This window comes from Streptomyces sp. NBC_00237, from assembly GCF_026342435.1.
Taxonomy (GTDB): Bacteria; Actinomycetota; Actinomycetes; order Streptomycetales; family Streptomycetaceae; genus Streptomyces.
Map to the genome: position 1 here is coordinate 391,116 of NZ_JAPEMT010000003.1, position 15,176 is coordinate 406,291.

Here is a 15,176-nt window from a genome sequence, read left to right on the forward strand (position 1 = left end):
AGCGCCTTGCCGCGGAACGCACCACGGCACGCCCCCACTCCGACACCGTATCCACCTCGGGGAAACGCGGACCCGGGGGTCTCTCAGCCCCTTGCCTCCCGCCGGAGTGCGACCGCGACCCGGACGTCCGCCACCGCGCGCTCGTGATCGACCGGCGGCGGCTGGAACCGCCCGCCCGCCACCCGCACGTGCTCCTCCCAGCGGTCCTGCCAGAACTCCACCGTCCAGCCGGGCCACCGCTGCGGCATCTCGTACGCCTCCGCCGACGCCCCGAGCACCCACCAGCCCATCCGGCGCCGTACCGGATCGACATGGACACCGGCCTCGGCCGACACCCGGCACACCCCGTGCTCCGGCCCGCCCGCCAGCCGGGCGAGCAGGGCAGGCCCCTCGCAGACCGGATGGTCGCCGGCGTTCGCCACCAGGTAGCAGCGGTCCGTGCCGACCGTCACCACCGCCACCATCGGCTCCGGTTCGGCCAACTCCTCGTCACCGGGCTCGATCACCTCCCCCACCGCGAGCCCGCCCTCGCGAAGACGGACGTTTCCGGGGTCCAGCCCCAGGTAGCCGCGCAGTTCGGCCGGGCCGTCGTACAGCCACCGCACCTCCCACCCCGCCCAGACCTCCCGCAACAACGCGAGAGTCGCCGCCCGGTACCGCATGACGGTGCTCGGCCCCTCCCAGGCGAACAGCATCAGCACCCTCCGGCCGAGGTCGATCAGCGCCGCCCCCTGGCAGTGCACGTCGTCCAGCCACCAGTCGTCGACCCGCAGACGCCTGACCATCGCGAGCGTCTCCGCCGGTCCCGCCAGCAGGTCGAGGTCCATCCCCACCGCCCCGTACCGCGACAGGTACAGCTCGAACTCACCGCTCTCGCGGACGACGACGAAGTTCGCACGATCACCCATCCCCCGAGGATGTCCGACACGAGGCCGGGCCGCCACGGAATGGACGTCTTCGCGCCCCTGCGGGGGTCAGTTGGGTTCGCCCAGGGGGGTCGTGACGAAGGGGCCGCCGATGTACTCCGCTGCGGGGCCGGTGGGGGCGGGGGCGGTGATCCGGTCCGCGAACGTCTCGGCGTCGTCCCGGGACGTGTAGCCCAGGGCCTCCGCTTCGGCGAGGGAGTAGATACGGCGGGTATTGTCGGAGACGCCCCAGATCAGGCGGTAGCCGGGCGACGGGGTGGCCAGACAGGCTTCGAACAGGCGCGCGGCGTCGCCGGGGGAGAGCCAGGTGGCCAGGCCGCGCGGCCCGAGGGCGACCGGGCTCGGGTAGCAGGAGCCGATGCGGACGACGATGACGTCCATGCCGTAGCGCGAGTGGTAGAGGCTTCCGAGTGCTTCGACGGCAGCCTTGCTCACGCCGTAGAAGGTGTCGGGGCGGGCGGTGGAGTCGGCGGCCAGGCCCGTGTCGCCCGCTTCGTCGTTCCGCCGGAAACCGACGGCGTGGTTGCTGGATGCCAGGATCACGCGCGGGACACCGGCCGCGCGGGCGGCTTCCAGGACCGTTCTGGTGCCGTGGACGTTGACGTCGAGGATCTCTTCCCACGACGCCTCGCGGCTGTGCCCGCCGAGATGGATGACCGCGTCGACAGCGGTGCACGCCTCGGCCATCGCGGCCGGGTCGGTGACCGAGGCGGAGACCAGCTCGACCGCTTCACCGGCCTGTGCGGCCGGTTGGTCGGACAGGTCCAGCAGGCGCAGGATCCGGCCGTCACGGCGGAGCCGCGAGCGCATCAGGCCGCCGACCATGCCCCCTGAGCCGGTGATGAGGACGCGCTGTTCTGCCATCGGTGTTCCCTCTCCTCTGAGAAGTCATCTGAGAAATCACCCGGGAGCGACTCGGAAGTGACTCGGGAGTCACTCGGGGAATCGGCTGGGGAATCAGCGGATTCCCGCGCGGCGCAGGCGCTGCCCGAGCTCCGCGGTGGTCTCGGCGAGCAGTTCGCCGACGCGCCGGGCGTCGTCGTCGGTGACCTGGTGGAGGGGCATGGAGCAGCTCATCGCGTCGGTGGCGGGGATCCGGTAGGGGATCACCGAGGCGACGCACCGCACCCCGAGGCCGCCTTCCTCGACCTCGGCGCCGTAGCCGCGTTCCCGCGTCAGGGCGCATTCGGCGTGGAGGGCTTCGACCGAGGTGATCGTGTTCGGGGTCAGTGCGGTCAGCGGGTCGCGCAGCAGGGCTTCGATCTCGTCGTGCGTCAGCTCGGCGAGCAGCGCCTTCCCGAGGGCGGTGGCGTGCGCGGGAAGGGTCCGGCCGACCCGGGACACCAGATGGGTGGACCTGACCGACTCCCGGGTCTCCAGATACACCACCTGCGCGCCGTCGCGGCGGGCGTAGTGCGCGGTGAACCCGGTCTTCTCGCGGACGCGTTCGAGTGCTTCCGTCGCGTACGGGACCACCGGGTCACGGTCGAGATACGCGGTGCCGCAGATCAACGCCCGGACCCCCAGGCGGTATCGCCCGGTGGGGGAGTCCACCTCCAGCCACCCGGCGTCGAGCAGCGTGCGGAGCAGCCCGTGCAGGCTCGACCTGGGGAATCCGGTACTCAGCTGGAGATCGGCCAGCGACAGCCAGGCGCCGTTGGCCGCGAAGGTCTCCAGCAGATCGATGGCGCGCCGCGCCGACTTCACTCCCGCGGGTTCAACTGCCTTCCCCCCGGCGGGGGTTCCCACCTTCTGCGGCACGAGACGCTCCTCCATCCAGCCGTTGACACGTACGTCCCACCACATTAGCGTCCCGGAACAGCATTCCCCTACATGAATCTTTCACGTGATGACGAACTCCGTTCATGTATATGAACGAGTCGGCGGCCCTTCAAAGCGAAAGAGCGACACGTTGACGGCACACACCCCCATCCAGCTCGACGGCCTCCTCGCGTTTCCCCTCACCCCCTTCACCCACGAACTGGACCTGGACCTGGACGCGTTCGCCGAAACGGTCGAGGGACATGTGGCGGCCGGTGCCGGAGCGCTGTTCATCGCCTGTGGGACCGGCGAGTTCAGCGCGCTGGCGGCCGACGAACAGGCCGCACTCCTGCGCAGGGCACGCGACGTGGTCGCGGGCCGGGTGCCGGTCTGGGTGGGCGCCGGGGGCGGCGCGGCGACGGCACGGGCCGGGATCGCGGCGGCACAGGAAGGGAACGCCGACGGCGTCCTCCTGCTGCCCCCCTACCTCGTGTCCGGATCACCGTCCGGCCTCGTCGACCACGTGCGCTACGCGGTGAACGACTCATCCGTCCCGGTCGTCGTCTACCACCGCTCCAACGGCGCGTTCACCCCGAGGTCCGCGGTGGCGCTGCTCGACATCCCGTCCGTGGCCGGTCTCAAGGACGGCGTCGGCGACGTCGAGCTGATGACCAGGATCGTCACCTCGATCCGCAGCTCGCATGCGCCTCGGGCCGAGGACTTCCTGTTCTTCAACGGCCTGCCGACGGCCGAGGTCTCCGCCCGCGCGTACCGGGCGATCGGGGTGAGCCGCTATTCGTCGGCGGTCCACTGCTTCGCGCCGGAGATCGCTGTCCGCTTCCACGGCGCACTCGCGGCCGGGGACGACCACGTCGTCGACGCGCTGCTCGCGGGGTTCTACCTGCCGCTGGTGGCGCTGCGGGACGAAACCCCGGGCTTCGCGGTCTCGCTGGTGAAGGCCGCCGCACGGCTGCGGGGCGACAGGGTCGGCGGCGTCCGGCCACCACTCGTCGAACCCGGGGCGGAACAGGTCGAACGCCTGAAGAAGATCGTCAAGGACGGCTACGCGCTGCTGACCGCGCTGGACGCGATCGACGCGACGCAAGCAGCGGGCGCGACGCAAGCAGCGGGCGCGACGCAAGCAGCAGGCGCAGCGAACGCAGCGGGCGCAGCGAACGCACTGGACGGTGTTCGCCGATGAGGATAGTCGACGTCGTCCTCACCCCGGTCGCGTTCCGGGACCCGCCGCTGCTCAACGCGATGGGCGTGCACGAGCCGTTCGCGTTGCGCGGTGTGATCGAGCTGCGCTGCGAGGACGGAGTGGTCGGTCTCGGCGAGTCCTACGGCGACCTGGCCTTCCTCGACCAGGTGCGGAAGGTGCTGCCGGAACTGACCGGGCACGACGTGTTCGACCTGCCGGGACTGCGCCGCACCGTGACGCGGGTCCTGGGCGGCGCGGTGTTCGCCGACGAGCACGGCCTCACCGGCGGCTTCTCGGTGAGCAAGACCATCGCCAGCGTGTACGCGCTGTTCGAGGTCGCGTGCCTGGACGCCCAGGGGCACCGCCTGGGCCGCCCGGTGGTCGACCTGCTCGGCGGACGGGTGCGCGACGAGGTCGACTTCTCCGCGTACCTCTTCTACAAGTACGGAGCGCACACGGGCGCCGAACAGGACGTCTGGGGCGAGGTGCTCACCCCACAGGCCCTGGTCGGCGAGGCGCGCCGGATGATCGACCAGTACGGTTTCAAGTCGATCAAGCTCAAGGGCGGCGTGCTGCCCCCCGACGAGGAGATGGACGGCATCCGCGCGCTGGCCGAAGCCTTCCCCGGCCACCCGCTGCGCATCGACCCGAACGCGGCCTGGACGGTGGAGACTTCCCTGCGCGTCGCGCGCGAACTGGACGGCGTCCTCGAATACCTGGAGGACCCGACCCCGGGCATCGAAGGCATGGCGAAGGTCGCCGAGCAGGCGAGCATGCCGCTGGCCACCAACATGTGCGTGGTGCGCTTCGAGGACCTCGAACCGGCGTTCCGGGCCGGGGCCGTCGGCGTCGTCCTCTCCGACCACCACTTCTGGGGCGGCCTGCGCGACACCCAGGCCCTGTCGAAGACCTGCGAGTCCTTCGGCGTCGGCCTCTCGATGCACTCCAACAGCCACCTCGGCATCAGTCTCGCCGCGATGGTGCACGTCGCCGCGGCGACCCCGCATCTGACGTACGCCTGCGACACCCACTGGCCGTGGCGCGACGTCGACGTCGTCGCACCGGGCGCGCTGGAGTTCCGAGGCGGCGCGGTGACCGTGCCGGACGGGCCGGGCCTGGGCATCGAGCTGGACCCGGACGCGCTGGCCAGGGCACACGAGGACTACGTCCGGTGCGGAAGGACCAAGCGGGACGACGTGACCTACATGCGCACCTTCGTCCCCTCGTTCGAACCGAACACGGCACGGTGGTGAAGCGGTGCGCGTAGTCGGTTACGCCTATCCGTGGGACGTCCTCGACGCACCCGGTTTCGTGGACCGGGTACGGGACCTCCGGATCGACGAAGTGGCCGTCGCCGTGGCCTACCACAGCGCCCGCGCCGCCACCCCCTGGTCCCGTACGGGAACGTCGGTGCTCGCCCGGCACGCCGCGCTCTACCGTCCGGTACGGGAGCGAGCCTGGCGCGCCGCCGCGTTGCGTCCGGCCGTACCGGACTGGGCTCCGGCTCACGACAGTGCCGGAGACGCCGTCCGCGTGCTGAACGCGGCCGGGGTGCCCGCCGCCGCGTGGATCGTGCTCACCCACAACTCCCGGCTGGGCGCGGAGTTCCCGCAGTACGCCGTACGCAACTGTTTCGGCGAGAGCTACCCCTGGGCCCTGTGCCCGTCGCAGCCGGCGGTCCGGTCGTACGCGGCGACGCTGACCGAGGAGTGCCTGGCGGGGCTCGACCTCGCATCGGTGGTCCTCGAAGCCTGTGGCCAACTCGGCGCGGTGCACCAGCACCAGCACGAGAAGACCGACGGGGTCTGGTCTCCCGCCGTCGCACGGCTGCTGTCGGTGTGCTGCTGTACGGCCTGCGCCGACGGCTGGGCCGCGTCCGGTGCGCTTCCCGAAGACGTCCGCGACGCCCTGCGGACCGAGGTCCGCCGCCTGATGGACAGCGCCGGTCCCTCCGCCACCGGGGACGCACTGCCCGACAGGCTGAGGACCACGATCCTCGAAACCCGGCAGCGGGGCACCGACCGGCTCCGGCGCGGTGTGCTCGCCGCGATCGGACCCGGCACCAGGGTCGTCCTGCACGGCTCGCCCGACCCCTGGGCGACCGGGGCCCTCCCCGGGCTGACCCCTGCCACGGCCGCCGACGTCGACGCCGTGGTGCTGCCGAACTGGGCGCCCGGCAAAGCCGGTGCCGACGCCGTCACACAGGCCCGACGGCAGCTCCCGCACACCGTGGACGTCGGCAGCTACGTGACCGCGGTGGCGGCGAGCCCGGTTCCCGACCTGTCCGCCCACGTCACGGAACTGGCCGAGGCCGGTGCCGGTGAGCTGCACCTCTACCACCTCGGGCTGGCCGGTCCCGGCCGCCATCAGGACATGTGCGCCGCGACGGGCGCGGCGCACGCTTCGCGAAGGAAGGACCCATGACCCAGGACACCGATTCCGCCACCTTGGAACGCGTGCTGACCGGTGCTGCGGCGGCGGCCCGACCGGCAGCCGCCTCGACCCCCGCCGAGCGTGCGGCCTGGCTGACCGCCGTGGCCGACGCACTCGACGACGCGACCGGGGAACTCGTCGCGCTGGCGGCCGCCGAGACGCACCTGCCGTCCGCCCCGCGCCTGACGGGCGAGCTCGCCAGGACGACGTTCCAACTGCGCCTGTTCGCCGGTGAGCTCGACGACGGGCACGTCCTCGGAGCGACGATCGACCACGCGGACGCCGCGTGGCCGATGGGCCCGCGCCCCGACATCCGACGGCTCCTCGTCCCGATCGGCCCGGTGCTGGTGTTCGCAGCGGGAAACTTCCCGTTCGCCTTCAGCGTCGCGGGCGGGGACACGGCGTCCGCGCTGGCCGCAGGCTGCCCGGTCGTACTCAAGGCACACCCGGGGCATCCGCGACTGTCCGACCGGACAGGTTCGTTGGTGTACGAGGCGCTGGTCGCCGCCGGAGCGCCGGAGGGGATCTTCGCGGTCGTCCACGGAGTCGACGTCGGTGTCACGGCACTGCGTGACGAGCGGATCGCGGCGGCTTCGTTCACCGGCTCGGTGCCGGGCGGGCGCGCCCTGTTCGACATCGCGAACAGCCGCCCGTACCCGATCCCGTTCTACGGCGAACTCGGCAGCGTCAACCCGGTCGTCGTCACACCGGGTGCCCTCGCCGCGCGCGGTGAGGCCGTCGCGAAGGCGTACGTGGGCTCGTTCACCCTGGGCGCCGGTCAGTTCTGCACCAAGCCCGGCCTGCTCTTCCTGCCGGAGGGCCACGGCCTCGACGGCACGCTGAAGGCGGCCGTCTCGGCCGTAGCCGCCCAGCCGATGCTGAACGAGCGCGTCGCGGAGGGCTACACCCGCGTGCTCTCCGGGATCCGTGCGGTGCCGGGTGTCGAGACGCTGGTGGAGTCCGTACAGGACGGCAGGGGGTGCACTCCGGCCCTGCTGAGCATCAGCGGCAAGCAGTTCCTGGCGGCGGGCGAGGAAGTGCGCCAGGAATGCTTCGGCCCTGCGTCTCTGGTGGTCAGCTACGCCGACCCGGCCGAGCTGGTGCGCCTGCTCGACGTTCTGGAGCCGGGACTCACCGCGACCGTGCAGGGCGAGGAGAGCGAGGCCGAGCTGGTGCGCTCCGTGCTGCCCCCGCTCGTCGGGCGGGCGGGCCGGCTGCTGTGGAACGAGTGGCCGACCGGAGTCACCGTCAGCTGGGCGCAGCAGCACGGCGGGCCGTACCCGGCGACCACCGCGCCGACGTCGACCTCCGTGGGCACCGCCGCCGTCGGGCGCTTCCTGCGGCCCGTCGCCTGGCAGGGCTTCCCGGACGCGCTGCTCCCGGACGCCCTGCGCGACGACAACCCGTGGCAGCTTCCGCGCCGTACGGACGGTCGCCGCCAGGGCCTGTCCTGCGGATCAGGTCGTACGGAGTGACCTGCGGCTCAGGCCAGTGAGGCGGCGTGGGCAGGGTCGATGGCGTGCTGGAGCGGCAGGCCCCGGACGAGGCGGCTCAGTTCGTCGAGCACGAGCAGGCCGAGGCGGTTGCGTTCGGCGCCCATGGCGCCGCCGATGTGGGGCGTCAGGACGACGTTGGGAAGGTCGAAGAGTGGCGAGTCGTGGGCCGGAGGCTCCGGGTGGGTGACATCGAGTACGGCGGTGAGGTCGGGCCTGGCGCGCAGCACCTCCACCGCGGCCGTCTCGTCGACGAGGGCGCCCCGCGCGGTGTTGATCAGAGTCGCACCAGGACCGAGGGAGTTCAGCAGCCGTGCCCCGACCGTGCCCCTGGTCTCGGGCAGCAGCGGTGCGTGGAGGCTGACGACGTGGCAGGTGGCGAAGAGTTCCTCGATACCGATGAGCCGCACACCCGCCTGCCGGGCGGACTCCGGGGAGGCGACGGGGTCCGTGGCCCAGACCTCGACGTCGAAGCGGGCGAGGTGGGCCGCGACGAGCCGCCCGATGTGCCCGAGCCCCAACAGGCCCACCCGCGACCGGTAGGCGCCCGGCACCGCGGGGTCGTGTGCGAAGCGGCGGCTGCTCGCCGTGTCCCGCGCGATGCGGTGCACCTGCTTCAGCCCGAGGAGGATGTGGGCGAGGGCGAACTCCGCCACCGGGACGGCGTTGGCCGAGGCCGCGGAGACGATCGGTATGCCGCGCTCCCAGAAGGCGGGCGTGGTCAGGTGCCGTACGGATCCCGCCGCGACGAGGACGGCCCGCAGCCGAGGGGCGTGTGCCAGGAGGGCGGCGTCCAGGACGGGCGCGCCCCACCCCGTGAGCAGGACGTCGACCCGGTTGAGCACGGAAGGGTCCTCGTCGAGTCGCCGCCGGGTGAGGGGCGGCCCCTGCCAGGTCACCAGCCGGTCGATCCCGGCCAGTACCTCGGGCGGGTAGACGTCCGCCCGGCGTTCCTCCTCCATGACCAGCAGGGCTGTCGGTGCGGTGGCCGGTTCGTTCATGTCGGGTCTCTCCTCTGTCTGTTCACTGGCGGCCCGTCGGACCATACATCGGATCTATGGAATGTCACTGCCCGGATCTAGCCGTCGGCTTTCTGGGATCTTGCGGGGAAGTGTGTCCACTTGGCCTCTCGCTGAACCGCAGGAAACTTCATATTCATCGGACTGTTGACCGCTGATTCGGACACCGTTACCGTCCGAGCAAGCGCTTTCTAGGCCAACTGGGCAGAGGCGAAACAGGAGTTGTCATGCGGAGATCGCGATGGATCGGTGCGGGCTTTCTCGCCTCGGCACTGGTCCTCACCAGCTGTACGTCCGGGCCCGCTGGAGTGGATGCCAAGCAGGACCCCCACGCCACGCTGGAACTCTGGACCAGGACGAAACCCGGCGGACCTGGCGAGCAGGGAACGCTCAGGCTCGCCCAAGCCTTCGAGAAGGCCACCGGCCACAAGGTCAAGATCACGGCCATCTTCGACGACTTCGAGACCAAGCTCCAGCAGCGTGCCGCGCAGAAGAAGCTCCCCGACATCGTCATGAACGACGTGACGCAGCTCGGGGCGATGCACAGCCAGGGCCTGCTCCGGGAGATCGACCTGAGCAAGATCAAGAACAGCAAGGACCTGATCGGCCAGGGGCTGGACTCCGGCAAGAGCGTGCAGGGCAAGCAGTACGCACTGCCGTACTCGGCGCAGGCGTCCGCGCTGCTCATCCGCAAGGACTGGCGGCAGAAGCTGAAGCTCGACGCCCCGCGCACCTGGGACGACTTCGCCGCGATGGCCAAGGCGTTCACCACCCAGGACCCCGACGGCGACGGCAAGCAGAACACCGCGGGACTCGCCGCCCCGCTCTCCACCAAGCGCGGCTACGCCTCCTGGTACTTCTCCAACTTCCTGTGGGCCGCGGGCGGGGACTTCATCACCGAGTCCGGCAAGGGCACGTACAGACCGGCGATGACCAGCAAGGCGTCCGTCGAGGCCATGCGGTGGTTCCGCGACCTCGGCTGCAAGGACAAGTCCGTCCAGCCGGGTTCCGTGACCATGGACACCCCGCCGACGAACGAGACCTTCGAGGCGGGCAAGACCGGCATGTTCGTCGTCGGCCCGTACCTGCTGCCGCGATTCGACGAGACCCTCGGCAAGGACACGTACGAGGTCGTGCCGATGCCCAAGGGACCGAAGGACGCCACCGTCCTCGCCGAGGGCGGCTCCGTCTACCTGATGGCGGGCTCCGAGAACAGGGCAGGGCAGGACGCCTTCGTCGACTTCGCCATCTCCGCCCAGGGCCAGAAGGTCGGGATGGAGGGCGACACCGGCTTCGTCGTCCAGCTCCCCGTCAACAAGACGGTGAACATCTCCCAGGTCCGCCCCGACCCCCGCTGGAAGACCTACGCCGAGGTGTACCTGGCCTCCGGGCGCTACGCCCCGTCCATCCCGAACTGGACCCCGGTGCGGCAGGCCACGGCGGACACCGTGAACGCCCTGATGGCCGACTGCGGCCTGGACCTCCAGGCCAAGCTCGGTGAGCTCGACAAGCAGCTCGCGGGCATCCTCAAGGAGCAGGGGATCGCCGCGTCATGAGCCTCGACCAGGCCGGTCCTGCCGCTCCCCCCGCACCGGGCCCCGCCACCCGCACAGCAGGCCGCCGGGGCGCGGGGGCCGTCGGCCGCCGGAGGAACGGCGGCAGATCGGGACGGCGGTGGACGCCCTGGCTGTTCCTCGCCCCCGCCCTGCTGCTCTTCCTGTACTTCAAGTTCATCCCCATGGTCAGCGCACTGACCATGTCCTTCCAGGAGGTTCAGCCCTACCTGGGGAACACGTGGGTCGGCACCGAGAACTACACCACGGTGCTCCAGTCCTCCGGCTTCCGCGAGGCCGCCTGGCACACCGTCGTCCTCGCCGCCGGGCAGACCGCGGGGTCGATGGCCCTCGGCCTCGCCCTGGCGCTCCTGATGGAAGGGCAGAGCCGCCGCCTGGGATTCGTACGCTCCGCCGCGTTCCTGCCGGTGGTGGTGCCCATCGCGGTCGTCGCCGAACTGTGGCGGATCATGTACCACCCGACCGAGGACGGGATGCTCAACTCCCTGCTCGGACTGGTGGGGTTCGGCCCCTCGGGGTTCATCAACGACCCCGACACGTCGATGGCCTCCATCATGCTCACCGGCATCTGGCGGGGCGCCCCCTACGACATGATGATCTTCCTCGCCGGTCTGACGGGCGTGGACCGGGGTCTGTACGAGGCCGCCAAGGTCGACGGCGCGTCCCGGTGGCAGCGGATCCGGTACGTGACCGTGCCCGGACTGCGCTCGGTGTTCTCGATCCTCTTCATCCTCGCTGCGATCCGCGGACTGCGGGTGTTCACCGAGGTGTTCCTGCTCACCAACGGAGGGCCCGACGGGTCCACCGAGGTTGTCATGACCCTCATCTACAAACTCGGACTGGAACAGAACCGGCTCGGCGTCGGCGCGGCGGGAGCCGTCCTCCTGTTCGTCGCGACGCTGATCCTGACCGTCGTCGTCCAACTGCTGCGGCGGAGGGAAAGCAAATGAGCGCGCCGACCGAGACCGCACTCGGCCTGACCGAGAGCCGCAGCCCCGGCGGACGGGCCCTCAAGGCCGTCGTCTACCTCCTGGTCCTTATCGTCTTCGCCGGGCCGCTGCTGGCCCTGCTCGTCAGCGCCTTCGGCCATGTCAAGGACCCGACGCAGCTGAGTGTCATTCCCTCGGGAGTCACCCTCGACAACTTCACGGTCGCCTTCGACCAGGGCGTGCTCGCGTACCTGCTGAACTCGTTCTTCGTGGTCGGCTTCGGGCTGCTGCTCCAGGTCGCCGTGTCCGTCCTGGCCGGATACGCGCTGGCCAGGAAGGTCTTCCCCGGGATGACACTGGTGCTCGTCGCCATCCTGGCGACGCTGATGCTGCCCGAGGAGATCCTGGCCCTCCCGCTGTCCCTGATCCTCTCCGACCTGCCGCTCCTCCACGTCAACCTCATCGGCACCCTGGCCGGAATGATCGTCCCGCTGGGCGCCTGGGGATTCTCCATCCTCGTGATGACCGAGTTCATGAAGGACGTGCCCCGGGAACTGGAGGAGGCCGCCCGCATCGACGGCGCCGGTGATCTGCGCATCTTCTTCCAGATCATCCTGCCGATGTGCAAGCCCGCCCTGGGCGTCATCGGAGTCTTCGGCTTCACCATGATCTGGGACCAGTACCTGCTGCCCCTCCTCGTCTCCGTCGACGCCTCCTCCTACACGCTCCCGCTGGCACTGCGGACCCTGCGGATCGACCCGGACGTCACGCCCGGCGTGGTGATGGCCGCGGCCCTCCTCGCCCTGTTGCCGTCCGTGATCGTCTTCCTGTTCTTCCAGCGCTCCTTCGTCAGCGGTCTGTCCTCCGGCGCGCTGAAGGGCTGACGCCGCACCTCCACCACCCCCTGCGACAAGGAGCGATCCCCCATGCCCCCGCACACCGACACTCCGTCGGCCCGCCCGTCCGAGGCCCCGGCCAACGCGGAAGCCCCGGACACGTCCTGGTTCACCCACGCCCGGTTCGGCATGTTCGTCCACTGGGGCCTCTACTCCCTCGCCGCACGGCACGAGTGGGTCAAGAGCCGGGAGAAGCTGACCGACGACCAGTACCAGGTCTACTTCGACCACTTCGACCCGGACCGCTACGACCCGGTCCAGTGGGCCAGGTCGGCCAAGGCGGCGGGCATGCGGTACGTCGTCCTGACCGCCAAGCACCACGACGGCTTCTGCCTGTGGGACAGCGCCCTCACCGCGTACAAGGTCACCAACACCCCGTACGGCCACGATCTCGTCGGCCCGTTCGTCGAGGCGTGCCGCGCCGAAGGGCTCAAGGTCGGCCTCTACTACTCGCTCATCGACTGGCACCACCCGTCCTTCCCCGTGGACGGCACCCACCCGCAGCGCGACGACGAGGAGTTCAAGGCCCGGCACGCCGACCGGGACATCCGCGACTACCAGCGCTACCTGCACGGCCAGGTCCGCGAACTGCTCACCTCGTTCGGCCGTGTCGACTACCTGTTCTTCGACTTCTCGTACGCCGGACGCACCTGGTGGGGCGGCAAGGGGCCCGACGACTGGGACTCCCCGAAACTCCTGGAGACGGTCCGCGAACTCCAGCCGCACGTCCTCGTCAACGACAGGACCGGACTCCCCGGCGACTTCGTCACCCCCGAGCAGTACCAGCCCTCAGGACCGATGACCCAGGACGGCCGCCCCGTGCTCTGGGAGGCGTGCCAGACGCTCAACGGGAGCTGGGGCTACGACCGCGACAACCTCGACCACAAGAGTGCCGACCTGCTGATACGGATGCTCGTCGACGGTGTGTCCAAGGGCGGCAACCTGCTCCTCAACGTGGGCCCCACCGGGCGCGGCGACCTCGACCCCCGCGATGCCTCGGTCCTCGGCGAGATCAGCCGGTGGACGGAGCTGCACGAGAGGTCGGTCCGAGGCTGCGGCCCGTCCCCGTACACCGCCCCCGCCGAATGCCGGTACACCCAGCGCGGCGACCGGCTCTACGTCCACCTCTTCGCCTGGCCGCCGCGCCACCTGCACCTGCCGGGCCTGGCGGGGCGGGTGCGCCACGCCCAGCTGCTGAACGACGCGTCCGAGATCATCCGGGTCCACATCGACCCGGACCGGCCCGCGGTCAACACCGAGATGGGCGGACAGCCCGCCGGGACGCTCACCCTCCAGATCCCGGTCCGGCGTCCCGACACCCCCGTACCCGTCATCGAACTGTTCCTGGACCCCTCGGCCGACCGGGCCGACGGCTGAGCCCGACCTCGAACCACCAGCCCACGGAGGCATCATGCAACGACGCACGTTCCTCATAGGCACCGCGACAGGTGCGGCACTGGCCGCCGCCCCCCTCGTAGGACCGCCGACCGCGAGCGCGACGGCGGCCCCGGCGACCGTCGGCTCACTGGACGAACTCCAGACCGCGATCGACCGGGCCCGCCCGGGGGAGAGGATCGTGGTGGCCGACGGCACCTACACCGTCCCCTCGGACCGGCCCCTCACCATCCGGAACAAGCGGGGCACCCGGCACGCCCCCGTGACCGTCGCCGCCCGGACCCCCGGCGGCGTCGTGCTGAACGGCGAGCGGAGCTTCGTCCTCCAGGCGTCCCACCACATCACCCTCAGCGGCTTCTCCTTCCGCCAGAGCAGCACCCTGGACCTCCCCCCGGACTGCTCGCACATCAGGCTCACCCGCAACGACTTCCAGCTCGCCGACATCGAGGGCCTGCACTGGGTGATGGTGCGCGCGGACGACAGCGAGGTCGACCACAACCACTTCCACGGCAAGAGCACGCTCGGCATCTACCTCGGGATCGAGGGCGCGGGCGAGGCGGAGATGGCCCAGCGCGTCCACGTGCACCGCAACCACTTCTCCGACCACAGCTTCGCCGGGTCCAACGGCGGCGAGCCGATCCGGCTCGGCGTCAGCCCCCGTGCGCTGTCCGGGGCCCACGCGGTCGTGGAGTACAACCTGTTCGAACGCTGCGACGGGGACCCCGAGGCGATCTCGGTGAAGTCCTCGGACAACACCGTCCGGTACAACACCGTCCGCGACAGCCTCGGCGGCATCGTGCTGCGGCACGGCAACCGCACCCGGGTGGAGGGCAACTACCTGATCGACGGCACGGAAGGCGTGCGGATCTACGGCGACGACCACGTGATCGTCAACAACCACATCGCCGGTCTGTCCGGCCGCGCCCTGGTGATCGGCAGCGGTTCGGCGCGCGACCACGTGCCCGGCGAGACGCCCGCGGAGCGCCGGGGCAACGACGCCCCCGACCGGGTCCTCATCGCGTACAACACCCTGGTGAACAACCAGGGCACGCTCTCCGGGGAGAGCCACCGCCCGCACGAACCGAGGGACGTCACCGTCGCCGACAACCTGCTCGTCGCGGACTCGGGCCAGCTGGTCGCGATGGCGAACACCGTACGTTTCACCTGGTCGGGGAACCTCCTGTGGGGCGGGGCCGCCGACGGCAACCTCCCCGCCACCGGCGGCACCCGTATCGACCCGAAGCTGGTGAGGGGTGCGGGCGGCGTCCTGCGACCGGCCGCCGACAGCCCGGCGATCAACGCCGGAACCCTCCGGCGGCCGCCCGTCACCCGCGACATCGACGGGCAGCTACGCGGCTGGGCCCGGGACGTCGGCGCGGACGAGTACTCCCGTCGGGCACCGAGGCGCGGGCCGTTGACCCCGGCGGACGTCGGCCCTCAGGCGCGCTGAGCGCACCCGTTCCGTACCTGCTCGTACGCGTATCTCCGTAGCTGCTCGTACGCGTGTCCCGGAGGGCCGGGGCCTGTCGGCACATCCTCAACTGCCCCA

At 70.8% G+C, this 15,176-nt stretch carries 13 protein-coding genes; 9 read left to right on the forward strand and 4 right to left on the reverse strand.

All coding sequences use genetic code 11. The features are described from left to right. Positions 1-83 precede the first annotated feature (83 nt). The 3 genes from OG897_RS28645 to OG897_RS28655 all read right to left on the reverse strand — a co-directional run bounded on the left by OG897_RS28645 (position 84) and on the right by OG897_RS28655 (position 2,687). The gene (locus tag OG897_RS28645) at positions 84-908 is read right to left on the reverse strand and encodes a hypothetical protein (protein WP_266661174.1); all 825 of its coding nucleotides are present in this window, start codon (positions 906-908) and stop codon (positions 84-86) included. 66 nt (positions 909-974) lie between these two features. Beyond that, a complete protein-coding gene (locus tag OG897_RS28650; RefSeq protein WP_266661176.1) occupies positions 975-1,790 on the reverse strand; it encodes an NAD(P)-dependent oxidoreductase in 816 nt (271 codons plus the stop codon). 93 nt (positions 1,791-1,883) lie between these two features. Next, complete coding sequence (locus tag OG897_RS28655; RefSeq protein WP_266661178.1) at positions 1,884-2,687, reverse strand: IclR family transcriptional regulator; 804 nt, start codon at positions 2,685-2,687, stop codon at positions 1,884-1,886. 151 nt (positions 2,688-2,838) lie between these two features. On the opposite strand from OG897_RS28655, the gene OG897_RS28660 reads away from it, so the two are divergent. From OG897_RS28660 to OG897_RS28675, 4 genes are read left to right on the forward strand one after another with little or no spacing between them, the layout of a single operon-like run. Beyond that, a complete protein-coding gene (locus tag OG897_RS28660) occupies positions 2,839-3,888 on the forward strand; it encodes a 5-dehydro-4-deoxyglucarate dehydratase (protein ID WP_266661180.1) in 1,050 nt (349 codons plus the stop codon). After that, positions 3,885-5,141, forward strand: a complete 1,257-nt coding sequence (locus OG897_RS28665; RefSeq protein ID WP_266661182.1) for a glucarate dehydratase family protein — start codon at positions 3,885-3,887, stop codon at positions 5,139-5,141. Before OG897_RS28660 ends, OG897_RS28665 begins: the two co-directional genes overlap by 4 nt. 4 nt (positions 5,142-5,145) lie before the next feature. Beyond that, positions 5,146-6,312, forward strand: coding sequence for a hypothetical protein (locus OG897_RS28670; RefSeq protein ID WP_266661184.1), 1,167 nt, complete (start codon positions 5,146-5,148; stop codon positions 6,310-6,312). Then, complete coding sequence (locus tag OG897_RS28675; protein ID WP_266661185.1) at positions 6,309-7,796, forward strand: aldehyde dehydrogenase (NADP(+)); 1,488 nt, start codon at positions 6,309-6,311, stop codon at positions 7,794-7,796. Before OG897_RS28670 ends, OG897_RS28675 begins: the two co-directional genes overlap by 4 nt. Before the next feature lie 8 nt (positions 7,797-7,804). Here OG897_RS28675 and OG897_RS28680 read toward each other — a convergent pair whose 3' ends face one another. Continuing rightward, the gene (locus OG897_RS28680) at positions 7,805-8,815 is read right to left on the reverse strand and encodes a hydroxyacid dehydrogenase (protein ID WP_266661187.1); all 1,011 of its coding nucleotides are present in this window, start codon (positions 8,813-8,815) and stop codon (positions 7,805-7,807) included. Between the two features lie 245 nt (positions 8,816-9,060). Here OG897_RS28680 and OG897_RS28685 point away from each other — a divergent pair, with 245 nt between their 5' ends. The 5 genes from OG897_RS28685 to OG897_RS28705 are packed head-to-tail and all read left to right on the forward strand — an operon-like array spanning position 9,061 to position 15,077. Then, positions 9,061-10,389, forward strand: a complete 1,329-nt coding sequence (locus OG897_RS28685) for a sugar ABC transporter substrate-binding protein (protein WP_266661189.1) — start codon at positions 9,061-9,063, stop codon at positions 10,387-10,389. Then, complete coding sequence (locus OG897_RS28690; protein ID WP_266661191.1) at positions 10,386-11,357, forward strand: carbohydrate ABC transporter permease; 972 nt, start codon at positions 10,386-10,388, stop codon at positions 11,355-11,357. Before OG897_RS28685 ends, OG897_RS28690 begins: the two co-directional genes overlap by 4 nt. Continuing rightward, positions 11,354-12,220, forward strand: a complete 867-nt coding sequence (locus OG897_RS28695; protein ID WP_266661193.1) for a carbohydrate ABC transporter permease — start codon at positions 11,354-11,356, stop codon at positions 12,218-12,220. Before OG897_RS28690 ends, OG897_RS28695 begins: the two co-directional genes overlap by 4 nt. A 42-nt stretch (positions 12,221-12,262) precedes the next feature. Continuing rightward, positions 12,263-13,609: an alpha-L-fucosidase gene (locus OG897_RS28700; RefSeq protein ID WP_266661194.1), complete on the forward strand. Its 1,347-nt coding sequence runs from the start codon at positions 12,263-12,265 to the stop codon at positions 13,607-13,609. Positions 13,610-13,643: 34 nt separating this feature from the next. Beyond that, the gene (locus tag OG897_RS28705; RefSeq protein WP_266661195.1) at positions 13,644-15,077 is read left to right on the forward strand and encodes a polysaccharide lyase 6 family protein; all 1,434 of its coding nucleotides are present in this window, start codon (positions 13,644-13,646) and stop codon (positions 15,075-15,077) included. The last annotated feature ends 99 nt before the right edge of the window (positions 15,078-15,176 follow it).